Origin of the sequence: Thermohahella caldifontis, from assembly GCF_041153465.1 — a bacterium.
Taxonomy (GTDB): Bacteria; Pseudomonadota; Gammaproteobacteria; order Pseudomonadales; family Oleiphilaceae; genus Thermohahella; species Thermohahella caldifontis.
The window spans coordinates 2,846,311-2,857,478 of record NZ_CP154858.1; the positions used below are offsets into that span (position 1 = coordinate 2,846,311).

General features: G+C 62.0%; 9 protein-coding genes and 2 pseudogenes. 5 read left to right on the plus strand and 6 right to left on the minus strand.

Going from position 1 to position 11,168, the window contains the following annotated elements; translation table 11 throughout:
* Nucleotides 1-2: 2 nt before the first annotated feature.
* The 5 genes from AAIA72_RS13760 to AAIA72_RS13780 all read right to left on the minus strand — a co-directional run bounded on the left by AAIA72_RS13760 (nt 3) and on the right by AAIA72_RS13780 (nt 5,955).
* Nucleotides 3-731, minus strand: a complete 729-nt coding sequence (locus AAIA72_RS13760) for a DUF484 family protein (RefSeq protein ID WP_369600877.1) — start codon at nt 729-731, stop codon at nt 3-5.
* Nucleotides 732-743: 12 nt separating this feature from the next.
* Complete coding sequence (dapF, locus tag AAIA72_RS13765) at nt 744-1,574, minus strand: diaminopimelate epimerase (RefSeq protein WP_369600878.1); 831 nt, start codon at nt 1,572-1,574, stop codon at nt 744-746.
* Complete coding sequence (lysA, locus tag AAIA72_RS13770; RefSeq protein WP_369600879.1) at nt 1,574-2,833, minus strand: diaminopimelate decarboxylase; 1,260 nt, start codon at nt 2,831-2,833, stop codon at nt 1,574-1,576. The genes dapF and lysA overlap by 1 nt, the downstream gene beginning before the upstream one ends.
* Nucleotides 2,834-2,845: 12 nt before the next feature.
* A complete protein-coding gene (locus AAIA72_RS13775; RefSeq protein ID WP_369600880.1) occupies nt 2,846-2,977 on the minus strand; it encodes a lipoprotein in 132 nt (43 codons plus the stop codon).
* A gap of 92 nt (nt 2,978-3,069) precedes the next feature.
* Nucleotides 3,070-5,955, minus strand: coding sequence for a class I adenylate cyclase (locus AAIA72_RS13780; RefSeq protein WP_369600881.1), 2,886 nt, complete (start codon nt 5,953-5,955; stop codon nt 3,070-3,072).
* Nucleotides 5,956-5,992: 37 nt separating this feature from the next.
* Here AAIA72_RS13780 and AAIA72_RS13785 point away from each other — a divergent pair, with 37 nt between their 5' ends.
* The 5 genes and pseudogenes from AAIA72_RS13785 (at nt 5,993) to AAIA72_RS13805 (ending at nt 10,309) form a co-directional block, all read left to right on the plus strand.
* Entirely contained in the window at nt 5,993-6,739 is a 747-nt protein-coding gene (locus AAIA72_RS13785) for a substrate-binding periplasmic protein (RefSeq protein ID WP_369600882.1), read from the plus strand.
* Between the two features lie 34 nt (nt 6,740-6,773).
* Nucleotides 6,774-7,393: pseudogene (gene gmk / locus AAIA72_RS13790) on the plus strand (guanylate kinase).
* Between the two features lie 61 nt (nt 7,394-7,454).
* A complete protein-coding gene (gene rpoZ / locus AAIA72_RS13795; protein ID WP_369600883.1) occupies nt 7,455-7,664 on the plus strand; it encodes a DNA-directed RNA polymerase subunit omega in 210 nt (69 codons plus the stop codon).
* 123 nt (nt 7,665-7,787) lie between these two features.
* Nucleotides 7,788-9,890 carry a bifunctional (p)ppGpp synthetase/guanosine-3',5'-bis(diphosphate) 3'-pyrophosphohydrolase gene (locus AAIA72_RS13800; protein WP_369600884.1) on the plus strand — a complete coding sequence of 701 codons (2,103 nt, stop codon included), beginning with the start codon at nt 7,788-7,790 and terminating at the stop codon, nt 9,888-9,890.
* Between the two features lie 33 nt (nt 9,891-9,923).
* Nucleotides 9,924-10,309 (plus strand): annotated as a pseudogene (locus AAIA72_RS13805) (RidA family protein).
* Here AAIA72_RS13805 and AAIA72_RS13810 read toward each other — a convergent pair.
* Nucleotides 10,293-11,075 carry a nucleoside-diphosphate sugar epimerase gene (locus AAIA72_RS13810; protein ID WP_369600885.1) on the minus strand — a complete coding sequence of 261 codons (783 nt, stop codon included), beginning with the start codon at nt 11,073-11,075 and terminating at the stop codon, nt 10,293-10,295. The pseudogene AAIA72_RS13805 and the gene AAIA72_RS13810 overlap by 17 nt on opposite strands.
* Nucleotides 11,076-11,168 lie beyond the last annotated feature (93 nt).

Below are 11,168 nucleotides of genomic sequence, written 5' to 3' on the forward strand. Positions count from 1 at the left end.
GATCAGGCGTGTCGCGTCCGGCCCGGGCTGGCGCGTCCCTGAATCAGCCTGGGCAGTATGCGGGCCAGGCTGTCGCTGATGTAGCCGAGAAACATGGAGCCCATGCTGCTGTCGAAGTAGGCCGGATCCCGGTGACCGATGGCCAGAATGCCCAGCGGCTCGCCGTATTGCACGGGAATGAGGGCGGCGGAACCGACCGTTTCGCGATCCCGGCCGAACAGCAGGGTCATCTGGGCATCCGGGAAGCGGCCACAGCGGGCACGGTTGTCTGTCAGCAGGCGCGGGAAGACTTCGTCGACGGCTTCCTGAGCATGCCAGTGCACGTGCTGGATCGGCAACTCCCGGGGAGGTCCGAACAGGGTCAGGCTGAAGGTGTGCACGTTGAAATCGCCGAGGAAGCTGTCTTCCAGCACGATGACGGCCTCTTCCAGCGTCTGGGCTTCCAGCAGGTTCATGATCAGGCGCTTGCTCTTCTCGAAGAAGCGGTCATTCTGCCGGGCCGTTTCAATCAACGCGCGCAGCTGGCGGTCCAGATTGTCCCGCTGCTCGCGGAACAGGGCCACCTGGCGTTCGACCAGGGAGATGGCGCCTCCGCTGGCGTGGGGCAACCGGATTTCATTCAGGAGATAGTCGTGCTCGATGAAGAAGTCCGGATGGCTGCGCAGGTAACGAACCACCTGCTCGTCGGTCAGTGCGGGCGCTGTGTTCTTGTTCTGGGTTGTCTCTGTCATGGTACCGCTCATTCAGATCCGTATCTGGCCTTCGTAGACCGTGGTTGCGGGGCCGGTCATCATCACCGGTTCGCCCTCGCCTGCCCAGCGGATGCGCAGACTGCCTCCGGGAAGCTTAATCTCTGCTTCCTCATCCAGCAAGCCGCGCAGGCGTGCGGCCACCATGGCGGCGCAGGCACCGGTGCCGCAGGCGAGCGTTTCGCCCACGTTGCGTTCGTAGACGCGCAGCTTGGCAAAGCGCGGATTGACCACCTGCAGAAAGCCCACATTGGCCTTTTCCGGAAAGCGGGGGTGGCTTTCCAGCTTGCGGCCGAGCTTGTGCACCGGCTCCCGGTTGATATCCCGGCTGTAGACCACGCAGTGGGGGTTGCCCATGGACACGGCACTGATTTCCAGCGTCTTGCCATCCACTTCAATGGGGTAGGTGATCTGGCGCTGGTCGGCGATGAAGGGGATTTCGGCCGGCTCCAGGCGGGGTGTGCCCATGTTGACCGTGACCGTACCGTCGGGGTTGAGATGCAGCAGGATGATGCCCTTCATGGTCTCGACGCGCACGGGATTGCGGTCGGTGAGGCGGTGATCATGCACGTACTTTGCGAAGCAGCGTGCGCCGTTGCCGCATTGCTCCACTTCGCTGCCATCGGCGTTGAAGATGCGGTAACGGAAGTCCACGTCCGGGCGGCCGGGGGGCTCGATCAGCAGCAGCTGGTCAAAGCCGACGCCGAAATTGCGGTCACCGAGGCGGCGGATCTGCTCGGGCCGCAGGTGGACGTGCTGGCTGATGGCATCCACCACCATGAAATCGTTACCGAGCCCATGCATTTTGGTAAAGCGCAGCAGCATCAGCCCGGCTCCCCCGGCAGCAGGGATTCGGAGGCAAAGAGATCCTCCAGGGTTTCACGGCGGCGGATCAGGTGGCACCGGTCTCCGTCCACCATGACCTCCGGCGGACGCGGCCGGCTGTTGTAATTGGAGGCCATGACGAATCCGTAGGCACCCGCGGAACGCACGGCCAGCAGGTCACCCTCTTCCAGTGCCAGTTCCCGGTCCTTGCCCAGAAAGTCGCCGGTTTCACAGACCGGGCCCACCACGTCCCAGGTTCTGACCGGACGGTCCCCATGCAGCTCACAGGGCACAATGGCCTGCCAGGCGCTGTAAAGGGCGGGCCGGATCAGGTCGTTCATGGCTGCGTCCACAATGGCAAAGCGTTTGTGGGGCGTTTCCTTCAGGTATTCGACCCGGGTAAGCAGAATGCCGGCATTGGCGGCGATGGAGCGTCCGGGCTCCAGGACCAGTGTCAGCCCCCGATCCTTCAGGCGTCCACGGAGCTGATCGATGTATTCACTGGGGTGGGGCGGGGTTTCGTTGTTGTAGCGCACGCCCAGTCCGCCACCCAGGTCGATGTGCTGCAGCCGGATACCCTGATCCTGAAGCCTGTCCACCAGTGCGAGCACACGATCCAGTGCATCCAGGAAAGGTGCGGTCTGGGTGAGCTGGGAGCCGATATGACAGTCGATGCCAATGACGTCCAGGGAGGGTTGCTGTGCGGCCCAGGCATAGAGCGCCTCGGCTTCCTCCATGGTGATGCCGAACTTGTTTTCCTTGAGGCCGGTGGAGATATACGGATGGGTCTGGGCATCCACGTCCGGATTGACGCGCAGGGAAACCGGGGCCACCATGGACTTTTCTGCCGCGATGCGGGCGATGCGGCGCAGTTCCGGCCCGGATTCCACATTGAAGCAGTGGACGCCGGCATCCAGTGCCTGGCGGATGGCGTCTTCCGTCTTGCCCACACCGGAAAACACCACTTTGGCCGGATCACCGCCTGCTGCCAGCACCCGGGCCAGTTCGCCTTCGGAGACGATGTCAAAGCCGGCTCCCAGGCGTGCCAGAAGATTGAGCACGGCCAGATTGGAGTTGGCCTTGACGGCATAGCAGGTCAGGTGAGGCAGGTCGGACAGGGCATCTTCCCAGGCCCGGAAATGGCGTTCGAAGGTGGCGCGCGAGTAGACATAGCACGGGGTGCCGAAGCGCCCGGCAATGGTCGCTGCCGGCACATCTTCCGCGTACAGGGTGGTGCCGCGGTAGTTGAAGTGATCCATGGTTCTCCCGGTTCAAGGTTGGGGTGCGGAGGCATCCTGTGCTGGTTTCGGGCTGTCATCGGGCAGATAGAGGTCGCCCTTTTGTCCGCAGGAGGCACCCATCAGTACCCACGCGACAATGATCGCCAGCCCAAGCCGTTTCATGGCCAATCTCCGCACATGTTCAGTTTCAGACCGGGCAGTATAACCCGTTCGGACGGTGATTGAGTAGATGCAGCGGTACCGGGAAGGCCGGGTCAGTCAGGCCGTGGCGTCGTTGGTGTGCGTGCCATGGCATTCATCAGCCGGGTTTCGAGATCCAGCTTGACGCGCAGGTAGTCGATGGTTTGCAGGCCCCGTGCGCTGTCATGCCCGGGCATGTCGTGGGGCAGGCTGAGGTCGGTGATGTAGACCGGATAGCGTTCGCCCGAAGCGCGCCGGCTGAGGATGTAATGGGCCAGTGCCGGGAACAGCTGGCTGCCATATTCGAGGGAGGAAAATTCCTGGTGGTCATAGTAGAGGGTGTAATGGAGCTGGCCGTTCTCCACCGTGGCCACCGCCTGCAGCTCATGGTAATGCACCCGGCCCTGGCCACCGGGGACCCTGATGGGCTGGGCCGTGTAGCGGTTGCTGTTGGGTTGGCGGCTGAGGCTGTAGTATTCGGTCTGGCTGATCGGCGCGTCGTCCAGCCCGGCATGCATCAGGCGGCGCTCCTCCACCGCCGCAAGGAACCGGATCAGGGGCATGAGAATGCGTTCGGGCGTGTCGGCCGGCCGGCAAAAGCCCAGCAGGGAACCCTTTTCATCCCGCACATAGAGGTGAGCTGTGTCGTCCTCCAGCGCGATGAAGACCTGCAGGGTCTGGGATTTCTGTTTCTCGGCGATGGCCGCCAGCGGATCATCCCGGAGGGCATAACCATCCAGCAGGATGGGGCTGTATCGGGCCTGTGGCGCGGCCAGTGCATCCAGCAGCGCATCACGCGAGGGGTGGGCCTGTATCCGCGGACGCCCTTCCCTGAACTGAATGACGTAGAACTGGTGCTCGATCTGGAGGATGTAGCGCCCCGCGTGCTGAACCGGATGGGTGAAGAAACAGCGGCTGATCTGACGGAACAGGTGCTCCACGCGCCGGGCAATGGCCGTTGCCCGGGTGGGGCAGTAACAGTGGACGCTCACTGCCGGCAGGCTGGCCCCCCACTGACCGCCTTCCAGAAGCAGGGTCATGTAGTTGGTCAGGCACTGGATCAGGGTATCGCCGAGCCGGTAGCGCTGGACGCTGACTTCGTTCCAACTGTTGAGCAGCACCATGTCCAGCGTCCGCACCAGATTGTGACGGTCGGCACTGTAACCCAATGAGTCCGTCTGGTCGCTGATCTTGTGCAGTCCCTTGCGGGTCAGGGGCTGCATGGGGTCAACGCCGACGTTGACGAACAGCAGGACGCGCGTCACCTGGCGGGGCCGGGAAAAGGCATCCTGCGGCACATCGGGCAGGGGCAGGGGCAGATGCTGGCCCAGTGCGGAAACAATCTGCTGAAGCTCATACTGGGTGGCATCCGTTTGCCCGGGCGCCAGGGCGAGGCTGGTGGCCGGTGTCAGGATCTGGTTGAGCCAGGCCCAGACGACCAGCTCGATCAGGCTGTGAGAACGCTTGAGCACGGGGTGCAGCAGTGCCTCGGCAGCCGAGGGCAGGTTGCGGTAAAGCAGCCAGCCGTCATGGGGAATGTCCGGATTCTGGGTGGTCAGATGGTGAAAGGCCAGCTGGGGCTCGGAAATGTCCGGTGCGATGTTGGGGTTGATGCGTTCGATCTTGCCCGCCTTGCGCTGGAAGGCGGCGTGGAGTTTCCGGCCCAGCAGATTCATGTCGCGCTGGCTGATGGCGTGGGTCAGCTTGCGCTCGCGGACAAAGAGGGAAATGAAGCGGTAACTGGCGGTGAGTTCATTGACCACACGGCGCCGCTCCGCCAGCACCTCGTCCACCTTCCACTGTGCGCGCCGGTCCAGGTGGCGCAGGGTGGATTCTGGCCATTGCCAGCTTTCCACCAGACGGCTCATCACCTCGCGGCGCCAGCCCGGCTTGCGCTGTGGAAGGGAAAGTTTCTCGCCCACCTTGAGATAGAAGGCCCGCCGAACCAGTTCCAGGCGTTCCGGAGGGTTGTCCTGTTCCAGATAGCCGGCAAGCTTGTGATACACCATGACATAAGGATCCACATCCAGTGGTTCGGTGCGATCCTCGTACACGGTCTGCTTGAACATCAGCGAGAGATTCTGCGTGAACGGGAACTCATGGGCGTACACCTCGGTGAGCATGAGTTTCAGCACCGACTTGTAGGGTGCATCAATCCCCTTGTAGAGTTGCCAGAGGCCGGCACCGATGAATTCGCTGGCCGGGATCCGCGCCACACCGCCAAAGTCCACGAACTGATCCCGGCGGATGAACCGCTTGCCGACCAGCATCTGTGTCAGCGCTTCGTAGTCCTGCTCCTGATCGGCCGGAATGAGCCACCACAAGGGCCAGGCACCGCCCAGCCAGACGCTGGTGCGGTAGAATTCGTCCAGCAGGAGATAATGCTGTGCGGTGCCACAGTCTTCCTGATCCACTTCCGCGTTATGCCGCCCGTGACGAAAGTCTTCCGCATTGACCAGAAAGATGTGCATGTCGAGACCGAGTGTCCGGGCATGAGCGCAGATGGCGTTCGCCTTGTCGCGCAGAAGGCGTTGTGCTTCGCTGTCCAGATCGCTCCGGTGGCACAGCCACACGTCCACGTCGCTGCCCCCGGAATGGGCCACGGTACCGATTGATCCCATGAGAAAAAGCGCCACAATATCCGTCCTGCCTGCCGGATCAGGATGATAGACAAAGCTTCGTGCAAAGCGCCGGGTTTCAGCGATGAGAGTCTTGTCCGGGCTGAAATTGGCCAGCCCGTGCGGCGTGTCCGCATGGACGTAGCCCGGCAGCAGCGGATGATGGCAGTGAAAGAGCATGGGCAACTGGCGGACGAGATGCATCTGTTTGTGCGACAATACATCACCCATGCGCTGAAGACGTTGCTCGCTGATCCGGCAAAACCGGTTCACGAGCGCCTTCAGCGTTTTGCGGTCCACGCCGTCGTGGTAGTTGGTGCGGATAATCCGTTGCAGGCCCATGGCGGAAGTATAGAACAGGATATGCTAGGCTGAAGGCATGAAAGCTTGGGGTGTGTTACTGATTCTGCTGAGCGTGCTGGCCCTCCCGGCCCGGGGGGATCATTTGCCACCGTTGAGGATAGCTGTACCGGCCTTTGCACCCTTCGCCTGGCAGGATGATGCCGGTCGTCTGCATGGTGCGCTGGTCAGGGTTGTCAGGCAGATCCAGGCCCATTACAGCGAGCGGATGGATGTGGTGCTCATGCCCTACGCCCGGTTCCTGGAGCAGTTGCGCAAGGGCCAGCTGGATGCGGCCCTGATATTCGACAATCCCGCGCTGGAGAATCACGTGATCCGACTGGGGCCGGTCAGCCGGTCACGGGTGTTGCTGTTCTGCAGCAGCGTGACACCGGGCGTGACGCCAAAGAATCTGGATCCTCTCGGCCCGCTGGCCGTGATCCAGGGGGCCAGTTTCGGCCCCGCCGTGGATGACAATCCGGGCATCCGCCGCGTGGAGGTGGCCACCTACCGGCAGGGCTGGCGCATGTTGCAGCTCGGGCGTGTCAACGGTATCGTGGGGCCCGAGGAAGGCCTGCTGTACGCAGCCGAAGAAGCCGGTATTTCACTGAAGCAACTGCCGCCACCCATGTTGCTGGGGGAGAAGGAATGGATACTGCACCTGTCCCGCCAGTCGCTTCATTATGGCAACTGGGCCGAGCTGGACAAGGCCGTGAAGGCTGTTGCCCGGCCCGCACTGATCCGTGATCTGGTGGCCGCCGAACCGGCGCCCGAGCCCCGCCCCTGAACACTGAACCTGCTGGAATTTCTGGAGAGAATCCATGACTGCACCCGGACAACTTTATATCGTCTCTGCGCCCTCGGGCGCCGGCAAGACCAGCCTGGTGGCTGCACTGCTGGAGCGTGACCCGCGCATCTGTGTTTCGGTTTCCCATACCACGCGCCCCATGCGCCCCGGCGAGCAGGATGGCGTCAATTACAACTTCGTCAGCAAGGACGATTTTCTGGAGCTGGCCGGACAGGGCGTGTTTCTGGAGCATGCCGAAGTGTTCGGCAACTATTACGGCACGTCGGAACTCTGGGTCAACGATACCCTGGCACAGGGCAAGGATGTCATCCTGGAAATTGACTGGCAGGGGGCTGCACAGGTTCGCCGCAAGCGCCCGGATGCCCTGAGCATCTTTATTCTGCCCCGTCCATGGAGGCGCTGGAAAAACGGCTGCGTGGACGGGGGCAGGACCCGGAGGACGTGATCCGCCGGCGTCTGTCAGAAGCACGCTCGGAAATGAGTCACTATGCCGAGTTTGATTTTCTGGTGGTCAACGATGCGTTTGACGAGGCGGTGGCCGATTTGCTGGCAATCTTCAGGGCTCAGCGCCTGAGAGTGAGCCGGCAGCAGGTGGTTCAGGCGGCCCGTTTGCAGGAATTGTTGGCGGGGTGAATCGCTTGGTGTACAATTGCCGGTTCCGAATATTCTGGCAAGTTGATGAGTGGGGCAAGATATGGCGCGAGTCACCGTAGAGGATTGTTTGCAGAAGAAAAACAACCGGTTTGAGTTGGTCATGCTGGCGACCAAGCGTGCGCGTCAGTTGCAGATCATGGGCCAGGAGCCCAAGGTGCCCTGGGAAAATGATAAGCCCACCGTGGTCGCCCTGCGTGAAATTGCAGCGGGCCTGATTGATGAAGAGACCATCGACGCCGAAATGCTCTGACGCGGGCGCTACGAATGCAAACGCCACCTTCGGGTGGCGTTTTGCGTTAGGGGCCTTGCCTTTTCAGTCACTTGCCCGCACACTGAGGCAAGAGTCACGACATGGGAACAGGGGCGCCCGAGCGTGCCGGATATTGACGCATTGGCAGAACGCCTGAGCAAACATTTCGAGCCGCACCAGGTTCAGCTGGTGCAGCGGGCCTATTACTACGCGGAGCAAGCACACGAGGGGCAATACCGCCGCAGCGGTGAACCCTATGTCACCCACCCGTTGGCCGTCGCCAACATTCTGGCGGAACTGGGGCTGGATCACGAAACCCTGGCGGCCGCCATGCTTCACGACGTGATTGAAGACACGGGCATTCCCCGCGAAGCCATTGCCCGCCAATTTGGCGAGACGGTGGCGCATCTGGTGGACGGGGTCAGCAAGCTCACCAAGGTGGAAGACCGTACCCGCGAGGAAATGCAGGCGGACAACTATTTCAAGATGATCCATGCCACCAGCACCGATCTTCGGGTCATTGTTGTCAAGCTGGCCGACCGCCTCCACAACATGCGAACCCTGGGCGCCATGCCCGAGAAAAAGCGCAAGCAGAAGGCCCGGGAAACGCTTCAGGTCTTTGCGCCCTGGGCCCGGGCCCTGGGGATGCACATGCTCTATACCCAGCTCGAGGATCTCAGCTTTCAGGCGATGTACCCGATGCGCGCCCGGTCCATCGAAGCAGCCGTCCGCAAGCGCCGGGAAAGCGAAGCTCATCTGCTTGAAGATGTGGCACAGCGCGTGTCTGCCGAACTGGAGCGGCGCGGCATCCCGGCGCGGGTGCAGCACCGCGAAAAGCACCTGTATTCCATTTACCGGAAGATGCGTGAGAAGCACCGCGCGTTTGACGACATCATGGACATGTTTGCCTTCCGCATCATTACCGACACGGAAGACAACTGTTACCGCACGCTGGGTGTGATCCACAAGCTGTACCGGCCGCGCTGGGACCGGTTCAAGGACTACATCGCCATTCCCAAGCGCAACGGCTATCAGAGCCTGCACACCACGACAAAATATCTGCGTGAGCTGCATCTGGAATTCCAGATTCGCACCGAGGAAATGGACCGCGTCGCCAACACCGGCGTAGCGGCCCACTGGATGTACAAGGGGGGCGAGTCGGTGCTGGCGCGCAACCAGCTCGAGAAGGTGGCCAAATGGGTCCGGAATCTGCTCGAGATGCGCGAAGGGGCGGAAGACACGCTGGAGTACATGGACTATGTGCAACAGGATCTCATTCACGATGAGATATACGTGTTCACGCCCAAGAACAAGGTCATCGAACTGCCGGCAGGTGCCACACCCATTGATTTTGCCTATGCCATTCACACCGATGTGGGCAACCGCTGTTTTGCCGCACGGGTCAACAACAAGCGTGTGCCCCTGACCACGCCGCTCAAGAGCGGCTCCACGGTTGAGATCATCACTTCTCCCTCTGCCCACCCTCAGCCGGACTGGCTTTCCCATGTGGTGACCGGCAAGGCCCGTACGGCATTGCGTCAGTATTTCCGCAAGCAGGCCCGCGAGCTGGGTCGTAACCTGATTGAAAAGTACCTGAGGGAGTACGGTCGCTCGCTGGAGAGCATCAGCGAGGCCCATGTCCGCAAGGTCCTGGAGCACAACAACCTGGAAAGCCTGGAGCAGATGTTCGAGGAGGTGGGTGAAGGACGACGCATGCCCTACGTGCTGGCCAGCCATCTGACTTCGGACGGCATCCAGCCGTTGCAGCCTCGCGAGAATCCCGAGGCGGAACATGAAGTCCTGATCCGGGGCACGGGCGGCAAGCCCTGGCGCCTGGCCAGCTGCTGCTATCCGTTGCCCGGTGATACGATCGTGGGTGTGGACGGGGCGGATGGCAAGCTGGTGATTCACCGCAATGGCTGCTCGCGCGTACAGCGCCAGCTCTCCCGCGGTGAGTTTCGTGAACTCTACTGGGACAAGCAGGCGGAAGGCGAGTTTGCGGTGGCCCTGGTAGCACGGGTTGAGCGCCAGCGAGGTGTGCTGGCTGATGTGGCCGGTGCCGTATCCCAAAGTGATGCCAACGTGGAAAACGTCACAGTGAAGGATCTTCCGGGCGGCCTGAGTGATATCACGGTTGTCATGCGGGTACGCAGCCGTGCCCATTATGCCCGCGTGCTGAGACGGTTGCGCCGCCTGAAGGTGGTCACCAGTCTCCATCGCAAGTAAACGATCCGGAATACCGACCAGACAGGAGTGAACATGACCAACAAATGCATCATCCAGACCGAACAGGCCCCCAAGGCCATTGGCACCTATTCACAGGCCGTCAAGGCAGGGGGGACGGTTTACCTCAGTGGGCAGATCCCGCTGGACCCGGAGACCATGAACATGGTCAGTTCCGAATTCAAGGAGCAGGCCATCCAGGTGTTCCGGAATCTCCGGGCAGTTTGTGAGGCTGCCGGGGGAGCCTGGACGATATCGTCAAGCTCAACATCTATCTGACCGATCTCGACAACTTTGCCATGCTCAACGACGTGATGGCGACCTTCTTCAGGGAACCCTATCCCGCCCGGGCCGCGGTGGGTGTGAAGTCGCTGCCCAAGGGCGCGCTGGTGGAAATGGACGCCATCATGGTGCTCGGTTGAGGCGCGCCAGCATCTCGCTGTAGCCTTCCCGCCAGGTGGGGTAGCGAAACGCATACCCCGCTGCGCGGATCCGGGCATTCGACAGCCGCTTGCTGCCCCCGCGTGCCGGCCAGGAGGCTTCCGGATCCGGTGTCATGTGCTCGCCGGCGGCTTCCAGAATCCAGTTGGCCAGGACATGGCGCTGAACGGGCTCGCAATCGGAGCCAATGTAGAGCGGTGCCAGATCCTGCCCCGCAAGGGCACGGTTTGCGAGAAAGGCCAGAATGCCGGCCGCATCGGACTCGTGTATCCGGTTGGTCCAGGGGGAGGGCGGGGTGACCGGTACCTGACCGGTCAGCACCGCATCCAGAAAGGCTGTGCGATGGCCGCCGTAGATCCCCGAAAAGCGCACGATGGTGACCGGATGCCCCGAGTCCAGCAACTGCTGTTCTGCCCGGCGCAGGATACGTGACTGGGGCCGGCGTGGCACCGCCGGACTGTTTTCATCGACCCAGCTGTCGTCATCCTGCGCATAGACACTGGTTGACGAGACAAAAAGGATTCTGCCGATGCGTCCCACCGGCCAGCGGGCCAGCAATTGGCGGATAGCCAGCCCGAACACGGCTTCGTATGCCTCTTCACCGCCACCGGACGGGCTCAGACAGTAGACCAGTACATCCAGGTGACCGGGCAGGTTCCGGAACGCAGCGGGGCGCGTCACGTCCACGACCTGATGTGCCACCTGATCGGGCAGGGTTTCCGGCGCATGGCGGCTGACGGCCACCACCGGCTGGCGGGTTTCGAGCAGGGCGGGAAGCCGGCGGTTCAGGGCGCCCCAGCCGACAAGGAGGATGCGGCTCAGAGTGAATCTCCGTCTATC